At 67.2% G+C, this 22,700-nt stretch carries 21 protein-coding genes and 1 pseudogene; 7 read left to right on the forward strand and 15 right to left on the reverse strand.

What is annotated here, in order from left to right:
• The first annotated feature begins 453 nt into the window (after nt 1-453).
• Complete coding sequence (locus tag IR187_RS11055; protein ID WP_194954670.1) at nt 454-624, forward strand: DUF1328 domain-containing protein; 171 nt, start codon at nt 454-456, stop codon at nt 622-624.
• 14 nt (nt 625-638) lie between these two features.
• On the opposite strand, the gene IR187_RS11060 is transcribed toward IR187_RS11055, so the two are convergent.
• The gene (locus IR187_RS11060) at nt 639-854 is read right to left on the reverse strand and encodes a hypothetical protein (RefSeq protein ID WP_194954671.1); all 216 of its coding nucleotides are present in this window, start codon (nt 852-854) and stop codon (nt 639-641) included.
• A gap of 271 nt (nt 855-1,125) precedes the next feature.
• Here IR187_RS11060 and IR187_RS11065 point away from each other — a divergent pair, with 271 nt between their 5' ends.
• Nucleotides 1,126-3,456 carry a bifunctional diguanylate cyclase/phosphodiesterase gene (locus IR187_RS11065; protein WP_194954672.1) on the forward strand — a complete coding sequence of 777 codons (2,331 nt, stop codon included), beginning with the start codon at nt 1,126-1,128 and terminating at the stop codon, nt 3,454-3,456.
• Between the two features lie 66 nt (nt 3,457-3,522).
• Here the strand turns inward: IR187_RS11065 and IR187_RS11070 are convergent, their stop codons facing one another.
• The 11 genes from IR187_RS11070 to IR187_RS11120 all read right to left on the reverse strand — a co-directional run bounded on the left by IR187_RS11070 (nt 3,523) and on the right by IR187_RS11120 (nt 12,760).
• Complete coding sequence (locus IR187_RS11070; RefSeq protein WP_407699082.1) at nt 3,523-4,020, reverse strand: transcriptional regulator, SarA/Rot family; 498 nt, start codon at nt 4,018-4,020, stop codon at nt 3,523-3,525.
• Nucleotides 4,017-4,601: a JAB domain-containing protein gene (locus IR187_RS11075; protein WP_194954673.1), complete on the reverse strand. Its 585-nt coding sequence runs from the start codon at nt 4,599-4,601 to the stop codon at nt 4,017-4,019. Before IR187_RS11075 ends, IR187_RS11070 begins: the two co-directional genes overlap by 4 nt.
• On the reverse strand, nt 4,541-5,035 hold the full coding sequence (locus IR187_RS17110; RefSeq protein WP_194954674.1) for a hypothetical protein: 495 nt from the start codon (nt 5,033-5,035) through the stop codon (nt 4,541-4,543). Before IR187_RS17110 ends, IR187_RS11075 begins: the two co-directional genes overlap by 61 nt.
• A 38-nt stretch (nt 5,036-5,073) precedes the next feature.
• Nucleotides 5,074-5,415 (reverse strand): hypothetical protein, encoded by a 342-nt coding sequence (locus tag IR187_RS11085; protein ID WP_194954675.1) that lies wholly within the window; start codon nt 5,413-5,415, stop codon nt 5,074-5,076.
• Nucleotides 5,416-5,478: 63 nt separating this feature from the next.
• The gene (locus tag IR187_RS11090) at nt 5,479-6,042 is read right to left on the reverse strand and encodes a LuxR C-terminal-related transcriptional regulator (protein WP_228765826.1); all 564 of its coding nucleotides are present in this window, start codon (nt 6,040-6,042) and stop codon (nt 5,479-5,481) included.
• Between the two features lie 372 nt (nt 6,043-6,414).
• Nucleotides 6,415-7,035, reverse strand: a complete 621-nt coding sequence (locus IR187_RS11095; protein WP_194954677.1) for a MarR family winged helix-turn-helix transcriptional regulator — start codon at nt 7,033-7,035, stop codon at nt 6,415-6,417.
• Nucleotides 7,036-7,154: 119 nt separating this feature from the next.
• On the reverse strand, nt 7,155-8,261 hold the full coding sequence (locus tag IR187_RS11100) for a Csu type fimbrial protein (RefSeq protein WP_194954678.1): 1,107 nt from the start codon (nt 8,259-8,261) through the stop codon (nt 7,155-7,157).
• Nucleotides 8,252-10,711: a fimbria/pilus outer membrane usher protein gene (locus IR187_RS11105; RefSeq protein ID WP_194954679.1), complete on the reverse strand. Its 2,460-nt coding sequence runs from the start codon at nt 10,709-10,711 to the stop codon at nt 8,252-8,254. The genes IR187_RS11100 and IR187_RS11105 overlap by 10 nt, the downstream gene beginning before the upstream one ends.
• A 4-nt stretch (nt 10,712-10,715) precedes the next feature.
• Nucleotides 10,716-11,576, reverse strand: a complete 861-nt coding sequence (locus IR187_RS11110; RefSeq protein WP_228765828.1) for a fimbrial biogenesis chaperone — start codon at nt 11,574-11,576, stop codon at nt 10,716-10,718.
• Between the two features lie 38 nt (nt 11,577-11,614).
• Nucleotides 11,615-12,151 carry a Csu type fimbrial protein gene (locus IR187_RS11115; RefSeq protein ID WP_194954681.1) on the reverse strand — a complete coding sequence of 179 codons (537 nt, stop codon included), beginning with the start codon at nt 12,149-12,151 and terminating at the stop codon, nt 11,615-11,617.
• Nucleotides 12,152-12,211: 60 nt separating this feature from the next.
• Nucleotides 12,212-12,760 carry a Csu type fimbrial protein gene (locus IR187_RS11120; protein ID WP_194954682.1) on the reverse strand — a complete coding sequence of 183 codons (549 nt, stop codon included), beginning with the start codon at nt 12,758-12,760 and terminating at the stop codon, nt 12,212-12,214.
• A gap of 715 nt (nt 12,761-13,475) precedes the next feature.
• Between IR187_RS11120 and IR187_RS11125 the strand changes: the two genes are divergently transcribed.
• Both IR187_RS11125 and IR187_RS11130 read left to right on the forward strand, forming a co-directional pair.
• Entirely contained in the window at nt 13,476-14,054 is a 579-nt protein-coding gene (locus tag IR187_RS11125) for a J domain-containing protein (RefSeq protein WP_194954683.1), read from the forward strand.
• A gap of 499 nt (nt 14,055-14,553) precedes the next feature.
• A complete protein-coding gene (locus IR187_RS11130; RefSeq protein WP_194954684.1) occupies nt 14,554-14,979 on the forward strand; it encodes a hypothetical protein in 426 nt (141 codons plus the stop codon).
• Between the two features lie 563 nt (nt 14,980-15,542).
• Here the strand turns inward: IR187_RS11130 and IR187_RS11135 are convergent.
• The 3 genes from IR187_RS11135 to IR187_RS11145 all read right to left on the reverse strand — a co-directional run bounded on the left by IR187_RS11135 (nt 15,543) and on the right by IR187_RS11145 (nt 20,073).
• Nucleotides 15,543-16,859 carry a hypothetical protein gene (locus IR187_RS11135; RefSeq protein WP_194954685.1) on the reverse strand — a complete coding sequence of 439 codons (1,317 nt, stop codon included), beginning with the start codon at nt 16,857-16,859 and terminating at the stop codon, nt 15,543-15,545.
• A gap of 362 nt (nt 16,860-17,221) precedes the next feature.
• Complete coding sequence (locus IR187_RS11140; protein WP_194954686.1) at nt 17,222-18,538, reverse strand: DUF1996 domain-containing protein; 1,317 nt, start codon at nt 18,536-18,538, stop codon at nt 17,222-17,224.
• A gap of 326 nt (nt 18,539-18,864) precedes the next feature.
• Entirely contained in the window at nt 18,865-20,073 is a 1,209-nt protein-coding gene (locus IR187_RS11145) for a DUF1996 domain-containing protein (protein ID WP_194954687.1), read from the reverse strand.
• Between the two features lie 461 nt (nt 20,074-20,534).
• Here IR187_RS11145 and IR187_RS11150 point away from each other — a divergent pair, with 461 nt between their 5' ends.
• The 3 genes and pseudogenes from IR187_RS11150 to IR187_RS17165 form a co-directional block, all read left to right on the forward strand.
• The gene (locus IR187_RS11150) at nt 20,535-21,053 is read left to right on the forward strand and encodes a hypothetical protein (protein ID WP_194954688.1); all 519 of its coding nucleotides are present in this window, start codon (nt 20,535-20,537) and stop codon (nt 21,051-21,053) included.
• A 514-nt stretch (nt 21,054-21,567) separates the two neighbouring features.
• A complete protein-coding gene (locus IR187_RS11155) occupies nt 21,568-22,221 on the forward strand; it encodes a glycosyltransferase family 25 protein (RefSeq protein ID WP_194954689.1) in 654 nt (217 codons plus the stop codon).
• Nucleotides 22,222-22,528: 307 nt separating this feature from the next.
• A pseudogene (locus tag IR187_RS17165) lies at nt 22,529-22,627 on the forward strand (DNA-binding protein); the annotation flags it as partial.
• Between the last annotated feature and the right edge of the window lie 73 nt (nt 22,628-22,700).

A 22,700-nucleotide genomic window follows, 5' to 3' on the forward strand; every position in this document is an offset into this window, starting at 1 on the left:
CGATCGCTCCCGCCGCAGAAGCGCCGAACACCGTCAAGGTGCAAATGTCCGGCAGCGAAGAATCACGCCCGCAGGCCGCGGCCTGGCAACGGTTGCGGCGTTTGGCGCGATCGTCGGGCACTGCCGACAGGCACGGCATATTCGGTCGGAAGCAGTCGAAAGAGGTGCGGCGCGTGGCCCGAACCATTGCCGACCGGATGCGCCCGCTGCGTCGCGCTTGGAACCGCGGCGGGGGCGGCAGCGACTGAGCCGCCGGGACAGGATGGACCCTGCTTGGCAAAAAGGTAGCATGTGCAGTCCGGCAAGGAAAAAGGGCGCTGACCGGGCATGACGGGAACTCTCGCGGTCGAACGCACGTTGATCGAACGTCCTGGCACGGAATTGCCAGGGACTGCGGGCCAAGGAGCGGGCGGTTAACAAGCGTCGGGATGACGGCGCTCAAGGGAGAAAATCATGTTCCGCTATGCTATTATTTTTGCCGTCGTCGCGCTCGTCGCCGCGTTGCTCGGTTTTGGCGGTATCGCCGGCCTGTCGGCTGAATTTGCCAAGATCCTGTTGATCGTAGCCGCCGTCCTGTTTGTCGTCGGCATCGTGTTTGGCCGGGGTCGTCGTACCATACCCTGACGCGCAACTGAATTTCAGCGCTCGGCGTCGATGACGCCGAGCAGCAGCGTCGCCGCGACCCGGCGGCGCTGCTGTCGCTGTGTGGTCATTCCCTGTCCGACACTGCCGGCGCGCGCAGGCACAAGGAAGCAGGCTATCACCTCCAAACGGCTCGGATCGTCGCTGCCTTCCGCGCGGCGCCATGGTGTCGCGGCGGCGCGCGGGTGACGGACCGCATGCAAGCCGCCCATGGGTTCAGATCGGACCTATTGCCGCTCTGACGCTGGCCGCGCGCACCAGCGAGCTGGTCGCTCGCCGTACGCCATCCGCCTGAAGCGGTTTGGAGTAGACGTCCCGCTGACCAATCGCGGTGCATTTGCGCCAAAGGCATTGGCTCGCGCGAGTAGCTCTCGCCACGCCCGCGCGCCATCCTCGAATTGCCTCCGTTCCGGACTCATCTCTGCGCTGTGCTAATCCGCCGTTTACCGCTCCTGGCCGACGTCACCGTCAGGGGGTGCCGTCATGTTCAGAGTGATCGAATGTATCGTTGGCCAGCATGATCTGCGGCTTGTGCTGCTGGCGGCGCTGGTATGGCTGCTGGGGAGCGCGGCGTTGTTTCTGCTGCTCAAACGGTCGATCGACTGCGTCGAGGCGCGGCGGCGGCAATGGCTCGCCATCGCTGCCGTGGCCGCCGGGGTCGGTGTCTGGGCCACGCATTTTATCTCGATGCTGGCCTATGAGGGATCGATGCCGATGCACTTCGATCCGGCGCTGACCGCGCTTTCGGTGGCGATCGCGATCATTGCCTTCTGGGCCGCCTTCCTCGCTGCGGGCCGTCATTTCTCGATCCTGCGCTGCCATGCCGCGGGTGTCCTCGCCGCGCTCGGCGTATCGGCGATGCATTTTACCGGGATGCAGGCGATCGTGGCGCCGGCAGTCATCCGCGTCGATATGCCGGCGGTGATCGTGGCCTTCCTGCTCCTGGCGGCCTGTTTCGTGACCGCCTTCATTCTTTTCGGGAGGCTTCGCGACCCGGTGCGCATCGCCTTACCCGCTCTATTTGCACTGCTGGGGGTCGTCATCCTCCACTACACGGCCATGTCGGCAACCATATTGGCGCCCGATCCGTCGCGCGGGATTGGGACCGCCGATGCCAGCGACGGCTGGCTGGTCGTTGCCATCACGGTTGCCACGGTCGGTCTTATCGTGTGCGTCCTCGTCGGCGCCTTCCTCGACCGGATGGTGACCGACCTTCGGGGCTTCGCCGATGCGACGCTCGAGGGGATCGCCATCTTGAGCGGCGGCCGGATTATCGAGGCGAACGGCCAGCTCGCGCGTCTGCTCGGGGTCGAGGCGGCGACGCTCGTCGGGTCGGACCCCGGGCGCTGGTTCACGACCGCCGACGGGCTCGCAATTCCGTCGCTGCGCGGCGAGCCCGCCGAAGCGACGCTCACCGGCAGCGGAGATGACGGCCAGATTGTCGAGATTGCGGCGCATGCGGTCGAATATCGCGGCAAGGCCTGCCAGGTTCTCGCCGTGCGCGACCTCACGGCGCGCAAGCGCGCCGAACTGCAGGTCGAACATCTTGCCGCCCATGACGCGCTGACCGGCCTTCCCAACCGGATGCGCTTTACCGCTGTCCTCGACAATCTGGTCCGGAGCGGGGAGAGTTTTGCGCTGCTCGCGCTCGATCTTGATCGCTTCAAGGCGGTCAACGATATCTTCGGTCATGCCGCGGGCGATGCGATCCTGTGCCGCGTCGCTGCGCTGCTGCGCGCGGCCGTTGACGAGAAGGATCTTGTCGCGCGGATCGGCGGCGACGAATTTCTCATCCTCCAGCGTAACATCGCGAGCGACGCCGACGCACAGGCGCTTGTGCGCCGCCTGTTTGCCGATTTTGCGGCCGAGATGGACATCACCCGCGATCCGATGGCGGTCGGGGTCAGTATCGGCGTTGCCCTGTTCCCGACCGATGCCGATTGCGGCGAGCGGCTGCGCCACAATGCCGATGTCGCGCTTTACCGCGCCAAGGAGCGCGGCCGCGGCACCGCCTGCTTCTTCGATCTCGAGATGGACCGCCAGGTTCGCGAGCGGCGCGAGCTCGAGCATGACCTGCGGCATGCCATCACCCGCGGCCAGCTCAGCCTGTTGTTCCAGCCGCTCGTCGCGACCGAGGGCGGGACGATCGTGGGATATGAGGCGCTGCTGCGCTGGGCGCATCCGCGGCGCGGCTCGGTCCCGCCCGAAGTCTTTGTACCGATCGCCGAGGATGTCGGCGCGATCATTCCCATTGGCGAATGGGTGCTGCACCAGGCATGCCGCGCCGCGATGCAATGGCCCGAGCATGTCAGCGTCGCGGTCAATGTCTCGGCGGTACAGTTCCAGCTCCCCAATCTCGCCGCAGTGGTCGAGGAAGCACTGCGGCGCAGCGGGCTTGCGGCGGGGCGCCTCGAGATCGAAATCACCGAAAGCGTGATGCTGCGCGACCGCGCCGAGGCGCTGGCCACGATGTACCGGCTCAAGGCACTTGGCGTGCGTATCGTGATGGACGATTTCGGGACCGGATATTCATCGCTCTCGAACCTCCAGGCCTTTCCCTTCGACAAGATCAAGATCGACCGCAGCTTTGTGAGCCATGTGACCGACGATGAATCGGCGCGCTCGATCATCCGCGCGATCGTCGGACTCGGGCGCAGTCTCGACCTGCCCGTGGTCGCCGAGGGGGTCGAGACCGAAGAGCAGCGCCGGATGGTGCTTGAGGAAGGCTGCCCGCAAGCGCAAGGCTTCCTGTTCGGCGCGCCCGCCGCGGCCATCGTCGGAGCGCCGCGCTTTCTGCGGGTCGTGGGCGAATAGGGTCTGCGCTTCACTTCGCGCGCGAATATATCGGCAGATGCTCGCCCGGCCGCCTCGCGGCGGCGACTATTCCGTTTCGGTCGTTCGTGAAAAGCTCGGGGCCTCCCTTTCAGTTTCGCTGCGGAGATGGGCGGTCATGCGCTCGAGGCCCTGTTCGGTGAGCAGGACATGGACCACGCGCTGGTCCTCGCGCGAACGCACGCGGGTTACCAGTCCTGCCGAACGGAGTTTGCCGATCCAACGCAGCGCGGTCGTTTGCGGTACGGCCGCGGCAATACAGAGACTGTGACTGCTGACCTGCTTGCCGCGGTGGTGATGGACGAACAGGTCGAGGAGCATGTCCCAGGCGGGGTCGGCAAAGAGTGCGCCGCCGAACCGCGCGTCACGGCGGCGGCGGCGGGCATATTCGGCCTCCGCCGCTGCCGCCAGCAGTGCGCCGTCGTCGTTGCCGTGCCCGCGAGCGCAGGCCGCCGCCTTGCATCGCAGATATCCGGCCCCGGCGACCTCGGCCTTGCCTGCAAAGTGGGTGGCAGCGGCCGCGATATGATCGGGCGTGCCGCTCACAGCAGGCCTCGTTCGCGCATGCTGACGATCGCGCCGGCGCCGACGATGAGGTGGTCCAGAAGGACGATGTCGACCGCGCGCGTCAGCCGTGCGATCCGCCGTGTATATCGTATGTCGGCGGAACTCGGTTCGGCCGAGCCCGAGGGGTGGTTATGGGCGAGCAGAATGCCGTGGGCGCCGACGTCGAAGGCGCGGCTCAGCAGCAGGCGCAAACTGACATGGGCAGCGCCGGGCGAGCCGGTGGCGATCCGCTCGTCGGCGAGATAGCCCCATTCGCCGGTAACGAAGGTGACGTGGACGGATTCATTGGGCGATGATCCGATGACGAGGCGCAGAAAGTCGCGATATTGCGGATCGCGGGGCGAGACCGCGGTCCGCCTTATATCTTCACGCAGTCCGGCCTCGACGAGGCGCCGCGCCGCCACCAGCGCGGGGACGAGATCGGCATCCTTGCCGAGCGCGGCGGCGAGCTGTTCGCCGGGCGCCGCGAGCGCACGCCCGAGGCCGCCGAAATGGCCGATCAGCCGGTCGGCCGCGACCGCGGCGCGGGCGCCTGCGAGCGGGGCGAGGAGTTCCGCCACGATCTGTACGGCCCGAGGGTCTTCGCCCGTCGGGCATGGGTGGCGATCCCCCCGGCAAGGATCAGCAGGATGATGTAATAGGGGCCGTAGCTCATCAGCCCGTAGGCGAGCATCGGCAGCACCTCGGTCAGATCGCGCGCGAAATGCGAGAGGAGGGAGACCAGTTGGAAGGCCGCGAGCCATAGGGGATACACCCTGTTTGCACCGAGCGCGACGGCGATAAATGCCGCCGCCACGCTGGCGTCCATGACAAGATGACCGGTGTCGACGGTCTCGAAGACCGGGTAGCGAACGAGGATATGATAGATCGGATCGACAAGGGTCACGAGAACAAGCGCCGCGGCGCAGACTTTCTCCGGGCCGGCGCCCCAGCGCAGCGCAGCGGCGCCGAGGAGACCGACCAACGTGAAATTAACGTACATGAGAATGTCCACGGCGAAGCTGTGCGCTCCGCCCGTCGCGGCGTCAAGGATCAGGCTGCGGCCTGCACCGGCTCGCTGTCCTCGGCAAAGGTCAGCGTCACTTCATGGCCGGGGCCGCCGGTAATCTGGACCCGCGCCTCATTGAGCGCATTGTGCGAGCGGAACACATCATTTGCCGAGCTGATGTCCGACTGGATCGCCCGACCGAGGCGCACGATGGCATCCTGGCCGATATGCGGGGCCGGGATATCCTCGACCTGGCGAGCGCGCAGGATCGAGCTCAATACCTCGAGTTTGGCGAGCAGGCTTTCGTCCGCCTTGGCCTCGGCCGAACGGATCTGGTGGCGGATGCGCGCCATATAGGCGGGTACCGCTGTGTTGGTGGCTGTCATGTCCAATTCCCCCCCGTCGCGCAGCCCGCGCGCGCGCCGTTGCTTGCCTAGTGCCGGGGCCGGCTAGCCGATCGCATCCGCGAGCGCCCTGGCCGCTGCAAGTATGAGCACCAGGGAGGCGATGATCGCGGCCAGAAGGATCGCGATGACCGCACCGCGGGTGAGGGTGGCATTGTTGCCGTCGAGCACCCCGGGGACGATGCGCGGTTCGTCTCGCGGCTTCCAGGGCGCCTCGATCGACATGACGACCGGGTCCTCGAACGCAGCATAGCAGGCCTCGCTGTCCCGCTGCGGAATTGGCGCGGTTGGGGGCGTTTCGGCCAGTTGTAGAATTTGCCGTCCGCTTTCTACACATGGCGCCGCGGCGGTCGTTTCATTCCGGCCGCGCGGTCCGGCGGCGTCGGCCCGGTCCACCCAGAGGCGGTAGCGTCGAATGACCTCGTGCCGGGTCACCCCGCCGAGCCGGGCGCGCACGACCTCGATGCGGCGGTTGACCGATGTTTCCGAAATGCCGAGTGTGGAGGCAATCTCCTTGCTTGTGCGCGCGTGGAGCAGCTGGTCGAGCACGGCCTTTTGCCGTTCGGTCAGGAAGAGGAAGTCGCTCGTCGGTTTTCGGGGTGGCAGCATCGGTTCAGCCGGGTCACTCGGTCATCGCAGGAAGCCGATACGCGGCCGACGGTCGGCACCGGGGCGGATCGCCGCTGCCGCAGCAGCAGGCGCCGCGCCCGCGGCACAGAGCCGCGACGTTGGAGGAAATCGGGAGAAACCAGGCGGGGTTTGGGCAGTCCGGGCGGCTTGAGCGGCATGTGAGCATATTGGCGATCGCAAGTCTTTCTGGCCCCGGCACCACCCCGCCGGCTCGCCGATTGTTAGCCGATGTCCCGCCCGGGAGGGAGTGAAATGCGACCAGATCATTGCCAGACTGACAGCATCGTCAGACCGTGGTGGCGCAGGTCCGCTTCGCGCGGCGACCAATGGTGCCGGACGGGAAGAATCTCGTCAGTGGCGGCTGCCGCTGACCGCATCGAAATAGGCGTCGAGACCGCTGCGCGCTGCGTCGGTCAGCATGAGGAAGATCCGGCGCCCGTCGGCGGGGTCGCGGCAGCGGCTGATATAGCCTTCGCCGGTGAGGCTCTCGATCGCGCGCAGGGCGGTGGTGGACGGCACCGCAGCCGCAAGGCACAGGCTCGAGACGCAGACCTTCTTGCCTTCATAGGCCGCGGCATAGAGGTCGAGCAGCATGTCCCAGGCCGGTTCGCCGAACAGCGATGCCGGCAGATGTTCGGTGCGCATGCGGCGCAGCCGGATCATCTCGCGCGCTTGCGCGGCGCGCCCTTGCGGAAATCCTGTCGGCGCCGGTGAAGGCTCGTGCGGGGGAATTGGCGGCGCGAGGTGCGGGGGAGAGGAAAGGAAGGGCGCCGCGCGGGCCATCAGTTCGGCGGCATCGCCGCCGGGTCCGGCGGCTGCGCGCCCCGCCGCGGCTTCCGCCTCGATCCCTCCGGACTTCGGGCGCTCGCGCAGCAGTTGTTCCAGCGCGATGATGAGCGCCCCGATCTGCTGCTCGTCGACCTCGGTCCCGGACCTGCGGGAGGGAGGATATGCGTCGTTTGCCCGCCCCATATTTGTCCCCTTCGACAGGAAGATGACGACGCGATTATTGCCCGATTTAGGCCGGAACGGAAGGTAATTGATCCGAAATGGATCGGATTTCCGCTACGGCATTCATTCGTCTGGATATTTTAGAACTCGATATCGACACGCAGCGTGTCGCTATAGGCTCCCGCCGGCGGGGTCGCCTGGCCGGGGTCGATCAGGGCGCGGTAGGTAAAGCCCTGGAGCGTCACGGAATCGTGGATGCCGGGGTTGAGATCGGCTGCAAGGCTCGAACGCCGCGCCGCGCCCACAGCGCCCCAGCGATCGGGCGAGGTGGCTGATTTGAATATTTCATAGGCAAGATAATGGCCGCCGCCCTGCATGCGCCGCGTCGCGCCGCTCGGGTGCGATCCATTGTCGAGGCCCACAGTATAGGCAGCCCCCGCCGAGCAGCGGATCTGGATCGTCTGGGTCACCGGATCGAAGCTGCCGGCAAGCGGCGCTGCTCCGAAGTTGATCGCCGGTGCCTGGATCAGGCAGTCATTCTCGACCTCGAGGAGAATATTGACCTGGACCGGCGCGCCCGAGCCCCAGTTGGTGACCGGCCCGACGAGCGGCCTGACGAATCCAGGGCTGCTCGAATGCGCGAGGCACAAGGCGACGCCAAGCGAACAAACCGAATAATACCAGCGAATGGCAAGGCTCCCCGTATAACTTCCTGCCCGCAGCGCAGCGGTCGGTGCGGTGCGGATGTAGACCGGGATGCTGTTGCTGGTGCCCGAAAACAGGCTGAGGACGCTGATCGAGGAGAGATTGACGAAATTGCCGGCAACCAGCGCCGGGCCGCCCGGCGACAGCGACGCCTCGAACGGCAGGCTGCTGCCGCCGGGGCCGGTCAGCTGGAAACTCGAACTGTCGACCTGCATCGCGACATAATGCGCCGAGAGCAGCGCCAGCGTCACGTTGCAGGCAAGGCCCGCCGAACCGCTGCCGGTGAGCGGCGCCGCGGCGACGGCATAGCTGCTGTGACTGCCAAGATTGGTCGACGCGCCAGCGAGCGTGCAAGCCGCGGCCGGGGCAGCGGTGAGCGAGAGCCCTAGCGCGGCGATGCCGGGCAGCCAGCGACGCGTCGCCGCAGCGAGGCGGATCGCGGCTGGAGGGTAGCGGTTTGGCCGGACGGCTATCCGAGCGGCGCGGCGGCCGTGCCCGGCAGTTTTCCGCGTGGCCGCGCGGCAGGCAGGGGTCACCGGCATCGATATTCTCCAAGATCGCGGACGGCGCCCGCTGCGGCGACGCCCGGCGGGTGCGCGTCGCCGACGGGGGCGCAGCGCCTGCCGTCGGCAAGCTCCCATTCCGGCGCGGCGCCGGGAGGAAGATCGTCGAGGTAGACGAGGCCGTCCCACGCCACGACCGCGTTGCCGCTGCCTGCGGTGACGGCGCTTCCGGCTGCGACAAACTCGCCCGAGGCATCGCGAAGAACGGCCTTGGCCGGGTGCAGGCGGGTGACGGGAAATCGCACCACATGCCCGCCGCCGCGCGCGACGGCCACGCGCTCGCTGACCTTCGGCACCGCAACGTCGGCGGGGAGGTCGAGCGGGTCGATTGCATAAAGCGCCGGATAATAGGCCGCCGCCCAGGGAATGAGCAGCTTGCCGACCCGGTTGGTGCGCCCGGCAAGCTGGTTTTCATAGCGCACCGGTATTTCGGGGGTGCCGTCGGTCGACACGATGACAAACGCATCGGCGACCCGGTTGGCAGCAAAAAGGCTGTTGTCCATGAAGATGAGCGACCCGCTTGCGCCCGCCCAATAGACCGCGCTGTCGGCGCCATAGGCGCCGGCGCGCAGGAGCACCGGATCGCCCCGCCACGCGATATCGCCGCGCAGCGCGAGCGCGTCGCCGTCGCCGATCGCGCTGGCGCTCCAGCCAAGGCCGCCGGCGCTGGGCACGGCGCGGCTGTAATCGCCCCGCCAGCTCTGGCCACCGCGGCCGTCGTCGATCCAGCCGGCGGCCAGCATGCCGCGGCGCGCGCCGAGCGGCAGCGAGAAGGAGAGCGCGCCCGACCAGCGCTTCTCCTCGAAGTCGCGCGACGCGCTGGCGTGCAGCCGGCTGCCGCCGACGAGCGGCAGCGCAAAGGAAGCGTTCGCCAGCCGGACCGCGGCTTGTCCCTCCTCCTCGACCGCAAAATAACCAAAGCCCAGCGTACCGGCCGTGCCCATCGAGACGCTGAGGGTTGCCGCGCTCACCGTCCGCGCGCCGCCGCGGGCGGGCAAGTCGATGAGGCCGAGGTCGCGGTAAGCGGCGCTCTGCCGGCTCCGGCGCAGCGCGAGCGAGAAGAGCCGCGCCTGATATTCGTAGCCGAGCGTCCACTGCGCGCCGTCGCCGGTTTTTGAGCCATCGCCGCTACGGCGAAAGGAGCGGCTGTACGAGCCGCTGACCACGCCGCCATTGCCGAGCCTGGCGATGGCGCCGCCGCCGGCCAGCTGCATGTCGTCCGCGATCTCGGCGCGGACTTCGAGCGTGACCGCGCTGCTCACCCCGTGGCGGAGCGAGGCGGTTGCCGCGACGCCGCCATAGGCAAAGCTGCGGCGGCCATAAGATTCGCGAAAGGCGCCCGCGGCAACGGCGAAATCGGTGAGCCCGGGACGGAGCAGCGCGCTCGACACATAAAAGGGCGCCGACGTCTCGATGGTGCGGCCATGCAGATCGGTGACGAGAAGCTTTGCTTCGCCTGCGCCACTGATCGGGACGAGACTGTCGATCAGGAAGGGACCGGGAGCAACCGTGCCGCCGCCGATGCGCTGGCCGCCGACGACGAGATCGACGGTAGAGGGCAGCGCGGCATTCCCCGCAAATTCGGGAAGCGGATAGGTGATGATGTCGGGACGGACCGCAAAATCGCGGCTGACCTGCAGCCCTCCGAGCCGCACCGCCGACGCCCAGGGCAGCGACCGGGTGATGAGATCGCCCGCTTCGATCGTCACGGCGGTCGTCTCGTCGCTGCGGCGCCAGCTGCTGTCATAACGGGTGTAGCGCGTGCCGCCGCCGCTGCGCAGCATGGCGGTCGTCGAGAAGGCGCCCGCGCCGCTGAACAGCCGGACCTCGTGGAACAGCGTAGCCGTCGTCTTCTGCCCTGCACCGCCGCTGACATAGCTGTCGTAGTTGAGCAGCGCGCCCATGTCATAGCGGGCCGGCTCGAAGCGGCGCCGCTCTTTCCTGCCGAGGCGCTGGCCGGGGAAATAGCGCGGTGCCGCCTCGATCCTCAGCTGCTGGCGCGGCGCGTCATAGGCAGCGCTGACGTCGGCGAGATCCTCGATCGCGATTGTCTCGGTGCGGCCATCGAGAAGAAGGCCGGCCTTCTGCAGGTCGGCGCGATCGAGTTCGGTGCGCCCGGCGGCGAGGCGGACCCCGGCGATGACACCAGTGCGGCGCGCATTGACGATCAGTTCGAGAAAAAGGTGCTGCGCCTCGGCCGCGATATTTGCATCGCTTTCGGCCCCGGCAGCGGTTTCGGAACCGGTGTCGCGGTCGCCAGGGCCGCCGCGGGGGGCGACCGGAAGGGACGGGGGCGGGGGAAGCTCGCCGAAACCTGGCGATGCTGCCGCCGCGGCGGCGTCCGCGGGCGGCGACAGCAGCGCGGCGGCAAGTGCGGCCGCCGCCGTGGCGGCGCGGAGCGGCAGGGGCGAGGCGCTTGCCTGTCGCACCGGTTCATTCCCCGGCGCGGTTTCCGGGTGACAGGCCATCGGGTGCCCGGCCATCGGGCTGCCGATCATCCGCGCTCGGCCGCGCCGGCACCGGGGCATTTGGCAGCGGCTCCTTGCTTCGCGGGCGAACCGGGGACAGTGGGACCGGGGCGGCCGGGAGCGCGTTGACTGAAGCGGCGAGATTGCCTGCGGGATCGGCGCCGCGCGGCAGCGGCCAGCGCATCGTCTCGCCGGCGAGCACATAGCCCAGCAGTCCCTCGGCGAGCGGGAGGCGGCGGGCGCCGCTTTCAATGGCGACATCGGTGAGGCGGGCATGGCGCTCGCCCGCATTGTGGATCTCGGCAAAGGCCTCGTCGCCCTCGACGCCGCGGCGCCAGGCGAGACGCGGCGCGGCGCGGTCGCCGCCCGCCGCGGCAGCGCTGCCTGCGCCGCGGACGAAGAGCGGCAGCGAATAGCGCATGCGAAAGGCGATCGCGGCGCCCGGCGGTGCGGCCGCCGCGGCGGGGGCGGGGATCTCGTCGACTATGATCCGGTAGGCGGCTTCGAAGCGCGGCGGCGGCGCGCCGAGCCGGGTCACGCGGACGAGCTGCTTTGCGCCGGGCGCAATGGTCACAACCGGCGGCGTGGCGACGACATCGCCCTGTTCGGCGTAGAGGTTCTTGCCCTCGCGCTGCGCCCAGGCAAAGACCCGGACCTGCAGCGTGACCGTTGTCTTGCCGGGATTTTCGAGCCACAGCGCGCCGGCCCTGCGATCGGCCTCGATGACGGGATGGACCGGCCAGATCAGGACCGCGCCCGGCCGCCGCGCCGCCGCCGGAGCGGCGAGGGGGCCGAGGAGCAGGAGCGCGAGGGCGAGCAGCGCCATCGACGCCCGCAGCAGGGGGTGCCGCGAGACGGTACGGCCTACCATGTCAGCGTCACGGTGAGCCGGTCGTCGTAGACCCCCGGCGCGAGCCCGCCCGGCAGGGTGAGCAAGGCATGGAGCGGTAGCCTTACATCCTCTGCATTGGCTGCGTCGACCGCCACCCCGGTCACCCCGCCGATCGCGATCGGCTGGCTGCACGCGGCATCGCGGCACAGCTGGTAGGCGATGCGCGCGGAGGCGTCGCCGCCGCGCTGGAGATGGCGCTGGCCGCTTGCCGCGTGGCTGCCGCCATCGACCGTCATCGAAAGACCAAGCCCCGGGGTGCAGCGCAGCCGGATCGCCTGCGCCGCAGTGGTCGTGGCGCTGTGGGTGGCGGTCGAGAGGCTGGAATCGGTGCCGAAGTCGAGCGTTCCGATCAATCCGGCATCGCCCGCGCCGCCGAGCCCATCGACCCGGCAGCCGGGCTCGATGCTGGCGCTGACGTCGAACTGCGCACTGGTCTCGGCGCGCGCCGGCAAGGAAAGGCCGCCCCCGCTCGCGACCAAAACGAGGAGGGCGGCCAGGAACCGGCGCATTTTTGCACTGTGGGTTTGCATGGGTAGGACCATGATCATGCGCCGGGAGGGAATTTGCGTCTAAAGCTCGAGCAGGACGGTGATCGTGTCGCCGTAGCTGCCTGGCGTGAGCCCGGCCTCGCCAAAGGCGCGGCCATAGATATTCACGCTCTGGACCGCGCCGGTCGGCGCGAGCGCGACGCTGCCGCCGATCGGAATGACCGTGGTGCGGCCCGCATCCGAATAGAGATTATAGGTGACGAACTGGCCCGGCGCGGCGCTGTGTGCCATCGCGCGGGCGCCGGCGCCGCTGCCCTCGCCGTCATTCTCGCCGCCCTGGAAGCGCAGCGTCGGCGCAATGCCCGGGCTGCACTGGATCTGCATCGCCCCGCCGCCGCTCAATATCTCCCCGTCGGCAGTGGTGAAGAGGCTGTTGTGGGTGCCAAAATCGATCGTGCCGAAATCGGCATTGCCCGCGCCGTCGCCCAGATTCTGGCCGTTGATGATACAGCCTGCCTCGAGCGTGATCGTGGCATCGACGCTACCGCTGATATCGGCGCGGGCCGGGGTCGTGGTAAGTGTGGCGACAAGGGCGGCGGTTGCCAGCGCGAAATTGTTGGTGGGTCGCATATCAAACACTCCGGATATCGCATCGATTATTCAATAGAATCGAGATACGATTTCGACAGATGCGATGATAACGTCTATCCGTTAACAATATATGTGTGTCAAAATGACAAATACTGTATATATTATTCGATATAAACAGTAATAACTGCACAGATACTTTATCTGCACAGCGAGGGCGCGAGGCGCCAGATTGAGACGATCCTTCTACCCTCGTCGCGATCCCGTGTCGCGCCCAGGTGAATCCGCTTCGGACAGGCATGGTACGCCAGCGGCTTGTTGTCGCATCTCGCGGGCGACGCGCGCGGCGCGTCGCGACCCTCGGCGGGCAGCGAGAGCGTTGAAAATTCACCGCAAGACAGAGATTTTTCACCAGGCGGGCGCTGCGGTGCCGCGAGCGTCGCGCTTGGACGGAAATGCTCCGATCCGGACTCGATTGTCGCCAGGGCGACGGGACGCCGGCGCTCGAACCATTTGCCGGTTGCGATGCGCGCCAATGGGCGTGCAGGTGTCGCATGACCGCGGCGCGCGCGGACCGGATGGCAAGAGGGGCCATCGTCAACAGGCGCGGCGCCAGCGGACGCAAAATTTTTGACAAGCGGGCGCTGCCCGTGACAGGAGCAGGGCGAAGCCGTGAAACGAGCGGGGTTGCAGGGCAGTGCGGGATCCGACACCGCTGGCGCGCAGGGGGATATGGGCATGATGGGCAATTGCGCCGATGACTGAGGGACAATCCTTCGTCGATCTGTACGACATTCTGCATGTCGACCCGGGCTGTGACGACAAGACACTCGAGGCCGCTTACCGCTTTCTTGCCAAATTATATCATCCCGATCGCAAGGAAACCGCGGACAGCGAAAAGTTCAACGAGGTGATCGAAGCCTATCGGCAGTTGCGCGACGTCGACCGGCGCGCCGAATATGACGCGCTTTACGCCGAGCATGGCCGCTACCGCCATTCGCAGCGCTTTCGCGACAGCCGCGCTGCATCACCCGACCAGTCGGCGGTGAGCGACGCGGCGGCGCATGCGAAAATCCTGCGCTTCCTTTACGACAGCCGCCGCAAGAATGCGCAGAGTGCCGGCGTTGCCGGCTTCTATGTCCAGGAGATGCTCGGCTGCAGCGACGAGCAGTTCGAATTCTATCGCTGGTACCTGCTGGCGAAAGGTTACATCGAGACGAACGAACAGGGTGGGCTCGCGATCACCGTCGAGGGGGTCGATAAGATCATCGCCGAATCGCGCCAGGCCGTCGAGGAGATGCGCCTGATCGCGCAGGCCGCGCCGACGGCCGACTGATATATGCGCTGCGGGGCTCGCCTTGGCGCGCGTACGCCCCCGGCAGGGGGTCGCTTTCGGAGACGGGGATGCTGGCGATGCGGGGGTCCACAGGAGGGCGCGATTTGCTGCCGCTCCCTCCCGAGCACCGCCAGCGACTCCGCTGATAGGATGCCGCGCGCCGGGCGGCCAATGCCGCGCCGCAATTCATCGACCAGTCGGGCTATTGCGGCGTCGATCCGTTGTGGGGGCGCTTCGACACGGGGAACCATGGGGCGGGGAGCGGGCAGCAGGCGAATCGAGCAGGGGCAGGGTGCAGGGGGCAGGGTGCGCGGAGCAGGGGGCGAAGAACATGGAGCAGCGAGGGGCGACCGCAATCCGGGGCGCCGGGGCTGCAAAGGCAGCGCCGCGACCCGGCTTCAGGCGGCAAGAACAGGAACGCCAATTTGCGTTTGCATCGGCCCCCACTATGGAGCCGCGAAGAACAGCTCGGGACCTGTCATTCGGCGGGGGGCGTTGGATGCGCGTAAACGCTGCCTTGGCAACGGCTTCGCTCCTGCTTTCCGGCTGCGGCGAGGCCGCCGAGGCCGATCGTGCCACAGCCAACTTCGAGCAGGCCAGTTCGCTCGGCCGCTGGTGCGCCAAACCCTCTACCCTGAGGCAGACCTGGCAGATCATCGAGATCGTCGGCGGCACCGATCCGGTCGCGCGGATATTGGCCGGCGACGGGTCGCGATCCGATCGCCCGCTGGCGGCATCGTCCAGCGGCGAATTCACCGTCGTGGGAGAAGGCTTCGGTGCGACCTACCGGCTCAATGTCAGCGACGGCGACATCGGCTTATATGATCGCGCCGGGCTGGTTTATCTCGCGAAGCGCATGCAGCCGTCGGAACCGCCCGCTTCATGCCTGGGAGCGGGGTTCGACGCCGACAGCGCTGCCGGCTGAGATGGCGAAGTTCAATTTTTTAACTTCTCGCTGTTAAGCAGGCCCTCTCTCGCAAAGTGAAACCGCTCCGCAGCTGCGGGAGGGTCCTTGCCTTTGCGGTGGTCGACCCATGTCGCCGCAAGGCTGGAAAGGCTCTGTTGCCCGTCAACAGGGCCTTTCCTTCTATCTGCCGCGGGAGCATGCCGGCAAATCGGGGCCGCCGTGCAATGTTAAACCTGTGTTGAAAATTGCGCTTGATGTGCTACGGATCGAGCTCCTGCCCGGCCATACTACCCCGGACGCGCAGGCGGGTCCGCGTTCCGGTTTACCTACCCAGGCCGCCGGACGCCGGAAAGGCTCTGCCGCTGGTCGGCGGAGCCTTTCTTGATGGACCGGCGCGCTGCCGGCTTGTCGAACCGCCAGAGAGCAGCGCGGGAACGGGCTGGTGCCCGGCGCCGTTATTCTGCGGCTTCTTCCGCCTTCGCGAACCACAGCACCCCGGGTCGGCCAGCCCCGTCTGCTCGGGCGATGCCGCGTCGTCCGCGGTGCGGATGGTGGCGCACCCTTTCCGCCGGCCCGGCGCGTCACAGCCGGGCGCAAGGCCACATGACCGGGCGGAGCATCGCGGCGGCGCCGACGAGCGACGCTTCGCCTTCGCCGCGCCCGTCGATGCGCAGCATGGCATTGTCGCGGCGCTGGACGAGCCGTGCAAGCAGCGGCGTACCGGCGAGGCTGCCTTGCCAGAAGGTACCGTCGGCATTGGCGCGCTGCACCGGGATATTCACAAGCTCGCCGGCAAAATTCCAGCTCAGCGTCAGCCGCGCGCCGCCCAGCGGCTTGTTCAGCAGCATGGCCACGACGGGGCGTCCGTTGTCGCAGAACAGGCTGAACGATTCGATCGTCGGCGAGCCGGCGGCGGCGACATGCGCCACCGGCGCGCGGCCCGCGACCGGCATGAGCTCCCAGGGCGTGCCGGGAAGCGCGGTCGCGGTCTCGGGCGGGCTGCGCTCGGCAAGGGCGGCGATGCTGGCGGGCAGCGCGATGCGGTCTCCGCTCGCCGGTGCAAAGACCCGCAGCTTGCCCTTTTCCCACAATCCGACCTGCACGGCGCGGCGCGCCGGGTCGATGAGGATATAGGCCTGCTCGACCCCGCCCTGATGCGTCGCATTGCCCGACAGGTGATAGACGCGGCCCTGCCGCTCGAGCGGCGACACCACCGCGAGATTGGTTTTGAGTACCTCGAACTTGGAGCCGAGCTGGGCGCGCAGCGCCGCGGCGATTGCGCCGCGCTCGAACAGGTCGATATTGCTGCCGTCATAGTCGCCGGGATAACGGCCTTCGAGCGCCGCGAGATTGCTCCATTCCGCCGGTGTTGCCCGGGCTGGGGCGGGCGTGGCCGGCGCAGGCAGCGTCTGCGGCGGCGAGGGCGCTGTCGTCGCCGCGGGGCCGCAGCGCTCGAGACGTGCGGCACGGGTGAAGGCGGCATGAAACGGATCGGCGCGCTGGCCGGGCGGAAGATCGGCCTCGATGCCGATGACGCCGCGTTTCTCGCCGTCGTTGATGGTGAGCCGCACGGGGCCAAAGTCCGGGTTGCCGCGCGGAAAGGGGAAGACGACCATCGCGATACCCCGATACGCGGGCCCCATATAGCTCGGTGCGAACTCGACGGTGGCCGGCTTGACGGTGCGCCCGAGGGCCCGGAAGGCGAAACCGCTCTCGCCGATCGTCAGCCGCGGCTCGGTCCGGCAGTCGCCGCCCGGCGCATAATCGCCGTAGATATGTTCAAGCTGCTGGCCCTTGAGGCTGCCCACCGGGACGGCCCCCGCCGGCATCGCCGTCATGATCGCCGCGGTTACGATCAGGGCGGTGATGCCGCAATGGCGCGCTTTCATATCGGTCATCGCTTTGACGGTCCCCCCCCGTGTGGCGCCGGCCCCTGCCATCGTCCGCTCGGTTGCTGCGTCACCGGTTCGGTGCTGCGCAGCGCATGCAGCGGCGCGCGGCGCGGTCCCGGCGACGCTTGCGGCAAGGGTCGCAGCGGCGGACGAGCAATGGCCCGCACCGCCGATCGATAACGCGTGCGGGGCGATCATTCAATGCGCTCGTCGGTCGTGCGGCTGGCTTGCCAGAAGAGAGCATTTGGCTTGCCGCGAGAGAGCAGTAGCCGGCGATCCGGGCACCGGGCGCAGCCACGGTGGCCGGGGAGGACGCGCCAGCGTTGGCTTGACCCTGTTCGCCGCGCTCTGCGACGCCCGCTGCGTCGCTATTCGCGGGCCGGCCCATGCGGGCCATGACCATCGCCCGCATCGGTGACGGGCGGTATGGGGACGAGCCGGGGTGAAACCTTTGGTTTGGGAAAATGGGGGCCGCGCGCCATGATCTGTCCGTCGCCAAGGTCGCCATCTGAACAGTTGAGCATTTTATCGATGCAGGCGGCTTCCCAGCGAAGACGGATATCGTCCTCCCAGGCTTCGAAATAGTCGCTGTGAAAACTGGCACCCGGGCGGCGGAGCGCGGCGGGCAGCATCTGGTCGCTCGACAATTCCCAGCGCGTCGGCTCGTCGCCTTCCTCGATGCGGTAGGCGACCGTCATCGTGAACTGCGGGATGATCAAGGGATGGGAGGCGGGGCATTTTGGCTGCCCGTTAATGCCTCGGTCCCGCGGTTCGGCGAGGTGGCTGCGGTGATCGGCGGTGTCGAGGTCAATGCCGTTCCAGCATTGCGGGGACGAGAGCGAGGCGTAGATATGCTGCCCCGGCTTGCAGATCTTCATCGGCTCGGTCATGTCTTTTGCCGTCGGGGTGACCGCCTCCCAGCCCTCGACGCATTTGAAACCGGTGTGAACGGCGTTTTCCGGCTGCGCGACCGCCGGGCGCGTCTGGTCCCAGCCGAATATGAAGCGAAGCCCGCGCGGGATGCCGACGCACGCCTTGCCCTCCTTCTTGCAGACCGGATCGCTGGCAGGGCGCCGCTTGTAATAGATCGAAACGAAATCGGGGCGGACCACATTCCCCTTGCCGTCGAGCATGGCCGGCATCCAGTAAGCCGAGCGGTTCAGCGCGTTCTGGCAGCTGCTTTCGCCGGTGGTTCGCAAGCTTTCGTAAGTCGAATGCGCATCGGCGCCAAGATTGCCGAAGAATTGGTGGAGGTGGGCCTTGCCCGGCTGCCGGGGATAGACGATCGGATCGTCGTAACTGAGCTGCCCGGCGCTGCACAGGAAACGGAACGCCCCGACGACATCGGGAGCGCTGCTCGGAGGAATGTCTTTCGGACCGAGCAACGGCGCAACGCTGAGCCCCGACGGTATCTGCGGTGCCGCATCGACGGTCGCTTTTGCTGTCGCATCGGTGGCAGATGCGGCGCCGACCGGCAGGAGAGGCGGCGAGGCGCCGGTTATCGTCGCGCCTTTGGCCGGTGGCGGCGCAGCGTCGCTACCGGCGGCCGCATGTCTGCCGCGCTCCGCACATGCCTGCCGCACGCCTGGACCGCACAGGATCTTCGACCCACCGGTGCCTTCGCCAATGCCCCCGGACGTGCCGCCGCGGCCGATGTCGGCCGCCGACCACAGGTTTGCTGGCACGCCGCATCCGTCAGCGCCGGACAGCGGTGAAAACGCCGCAGCCAATAGCATTGCCAATATGATCAATGGACAGCTTCTTTGGACAAATTCGTTGACCCGCCGGATTCCGCCCGATGCCGGCCCGCGGCGGCCTGGATCGGCGCGGAGCAGGACCAGATCGAACTGCTGCCATGTAACGCATGATTGCGCTGCGAGTCGATAGGAGCGGCATGCGCATGCCGCATGCAGCGCACGCAGCGCGACCGCAAGGAGAGTGCCCGGTGACCGGGGCGGCGGCGGGCAGCCTTATGCTGCGCCGCGCCGCGACCCGATTACAGACCGGCGGCTCAGCTGCCCGACAGGCTCACGAGGCGCGGGTTGGCGGTCCAGCTCAAGTTCCAGCTCTGCTTGATCTGCTGCCCGTTGCCGAGGTCACCGGTTGAACAGTTGAGCATCTTGTCGAGGCAGTTCTTTTCCCAAAGGTCGTGAACGATCGGATCCCACGCCATGAAAAAGTCGGCATGGAAGGTGTCGCCGCGGCGGTGCGTCGGCGATGTGTCCAGCTCGTCCGACACGAAGGAATAGGTTTCGCCTGCCGCCTGCGTGTACCAGACGCCCATGGTGAAGGTCGGAATGACGAAGGGATGGGTTGCCGGACATTTCTGATAGCCCCAGTTTCCGAAGGAGCTGTAGGCCACATGACTGCGGTGATCGGCGCTGTCGAGGTTCTTTCCGTCCCAGCAATCGGGGGCGTTCGCCCGCACCGCGATCCGGTTGCCTACCGGACAGCCGAGCTGGGCCTCCTCGAAGTTTTTCCATTCCTTCTGCGTGAACGGCACCGGCCCGTCGCAGGCGAAATCCATGTGCCCGGTCGACGCGGCGGCGAGGTCGAGCAGATCGCGCCCGAAGATGAACCTCAGACCATTGGGCAAAGCGGTCGCCTTGCCCTGATACCGGGGGTGATTGGGGTCCGACACGATGGGGTCCGACTTCGGCCGGCGCTTGTAATAGATCGTCACATAGTCGGGCCGAACCACCTGGCCCTTGCCGTTGAGAAGGGCCGGTATCCAATAGGCCGACCGGTTCACCGGCGACATGCAGGTGGAATTTCCGCTGGTCCGCAGCGAGGTGTAGGTCGAATAGGCATCGGCTTTGTCATTGCCGAAGAACTGGTGGAGGTGGCTCCTGCCCGGTTGTCCGGGATAGACGATGGGGTCGTCTTTGCGGAGCTGGCCGGGCATGCAGATGAACCGGAACGCGCCAACCACATCGGGGGCTGCCGACGGCGGAATCGACGTTGCCACAAGTTCGCTCATCGGGTCGAAGTTGCTGGCGATCGCCGCAGCGCCTTGCACCGTTGCGCTGCTGTCCTGGCCCGTCGAGCCGGCGGGCGGCGGCGTCGGGGCCGGTGTCGGGGTCGGCGTAGGCGTAGGAGTCGGGGTCGGCGCCGGTGGCAGCGTCACCGTGTGGGCAGCGCTGCTGGAGCTGTCGGAACCACCGCCGCCGCAGGAGGCGGTTGCGAGCGCGAGCGGAAGGATCAAGGCAATGCGGCGCATAAATTCCCTCGTGGCAAAGACAGGCTGCGATCGACGCGCGTTGGATCGGCGGCCGGGCAGCGCGGTCGCGCGCTTTGCGGCGCGCGCCCCGCACGGCTGATACGCTGCGCTGGCAGCAGGCGGTGTCGACGTGGACCGGCTTGGGCGCATCATGTTTCCAGTTCTTGGATCGGGCGCCGTTGATGGCATCCAAAGGCTAATTTGAAGTAAAGGCGGCGCTTCGCCGGAGGATAATTTCGCGTTGCACCGGTCAGGTGCAGCGTCGCGACGCGCGCGTTTGAGATGGCAAGCGATCAACCGCCCGCCGGGACGCGGCCACCAACGGGGCGCGGGGGCCGCCGGAGTCACCGGAGTCACCGTGCCCCGTTGCGCGCCGCTGGCTGCCGTCCCCGACGCGGGTGCGTTGTCACCAGAATTTGTTAACGATGATCGGCTAATCAGGTTCGGCGGAAGGATCGACCATGGCGCGGGCTGCCCTGTTGTTCGTTATTTTACTGGGCGGCTGCGCGCCCGCCCCGCGGGACATCGCGCTGGCGGACCTCGATCTGCGCGATATGCAGACCGTCCAGGCAATCCGCACCCAACTCGGCGAGCAGGACGCGCGCGCCTTTGCCAGCTTTGTTGTGAGACATCATGTCAAATCGGCCGGTTTCTGCGGTCAGCCGCTTCAGGATTCGCGCGGCAAACCGCCCGAAACGGTGGGTGAGGCGATCGACCTGGCGGTGCGCCGCGACGCCCTGGAGCTCCAGGCCAAAATGGCGGCACTGGCACCCAAGCATCCGCGCGAACTGGCCCAGGAGGCGTGGGACGATCTCGTGCGTGAGCGCGATCTCGGGGTCGATGCCCAGTCGCGGCTGCGCATGCAATATGGCGACGCCGCCGTACGCCGCCCCGAATGGGCGCGCCTCGAAGCCAGCCTGGCCGATATCGACCGCAAACTTGCCGTAATGCGGCCGTCCCTTTTCGGCGCCGGCAGCTAACACCGCCAGGCAGGCTGTCCGCGAGGTCGCCTCGGTCGTTACCCGCCACGGCGGCGGCGCGTTGCGCTGTCCGCGCGGGCGCATTTCAGCTTCTTCGAGCGCATTTTGCGCGGCGGACGAGCGAAGTGCGGCTGCGCCGGCGCTCAACATATTTTCTGCAATGCCTCCCTGTGTGTCTGCCTGCGCTGCCCGCGCCCGGCAACCGCGCCCGGTGACCGCGCGCGAGGGTGCCGACCAATGGAGCGGCAGCACGTCCGCCTTGCCTTCGGCCCGGATGAATTGCCGCGGGGCGCCGTGAAAGGGCAGGGCAAGGGCGCCGCGCGCGACAGGGGCTGCGATGCGCCCTTGTGTCAGATCGGGAGCCGGAACATGGGGACGCGCGCCTTTCGCGGGTCATAGCAAGATTGTTCTTGCGACGGCGCTTTGCTAGCGCTGCGCGTGAACGGTCCCTACATTTCGGCATCGGGGCGATCGCCGCCCGGTGCCTCACTCGCCGATCGTGCGGAGCAGACTGATGAAAGTCTTTGATCATTTCGACCGGATCAGGGTCATCAACCTTGCCTACCGGTCCGATCGCCGCCGCGAGATGGACCGCGAGCTCGCCGCGGTTGGCTTGGCGGGCGACCCGCGCGTCGCCTATTTCGAGGCCATTCGGCCGGACGAGGCGATGGATTTTACCTGTGTTGGCGCGCACGGTTGCTTTGCGAGCCACCAGACGCTTTTGCGCGAGGCGGTCGCGGCCGGTGAATCGATCCTGATCCTCGAGGATGATTGCAGCTTTGCCGCAGGCGCCGCCAATCGTTACCTCGCGCCGGGATGGGATATATTTTACGGCGGCTATACTGCCGCCACGCCCGACGACCTTCATGTCAGCGACATCCAGGAATCGCATATGATGGGTTTCTCGCGGCAAGGCGCCGAGCGCGTGAGCTATTATCTCGAACATCTGAGTTATGAAGGTACGCATCCCCCGATCGATGCCGCCTATGTCTGGTACCGCCGCGCCAACCCGCATGTCGTGACCAAATTTGCCGTGCCGCCGCTCGGTGTGCAGCGCGCATCGCGCAGCGACATCGCCAATCTCAAATGGTTCGACCGCTCGCCGCTGACCCGCAGCGGCGCCAACGCCCTGCGCCGGTTCCGGCGGGCGCTCGCCGGGCGGCCGTAGGAGAGCCGGGGAGCGGCCGATGCGGAAGCAGCACTGCGGTCATTAGGGCCGGTCGCTCGTCCGTGATGGGCTCGGCATAGTTTAGTGTCCGATCTGGATCAATCGACACGGCCTTGCGGCAATGAGGCCTTGCCACGTGGCGAGAAGATGGCGAGACTCCGGGCATGAAGAACGATGTCGATCATCTTCCGCCGGCGCAGCAGGAAGAACTGGCGCTGGCGACGCGGATATTGATGGATGATTTACCGTCGCGATCTCGCGCGCGACGCAGCAATGGAAGAAGCACGGCAAGGTCCGCAAGATCATCCTGTTCGGCAGCTATGCGCGCGGCGATTGGGTCGATGAGCCCGAGAATGGCTATCAGTCGGATTATGACCTGCTGATTATCGTCAGCCATGAGGATCTTACCGAGATCGCCGATTATTGGTATGACGCCGAGGACAAGATCCTGCGCGAGGCCGCAATCGCCCGACCCGTAA

It is taken from the genome of Sphingopyxis solisilvae, assembly GCF_015475875.1.
Classification (GTDB): Bacteria; Pseudomonadota; Alphaproteobacteria; order Sphingomonadales; family Sphingomonadaceae; genus Sphingopyxis; species Sphingopyxis solisilvae.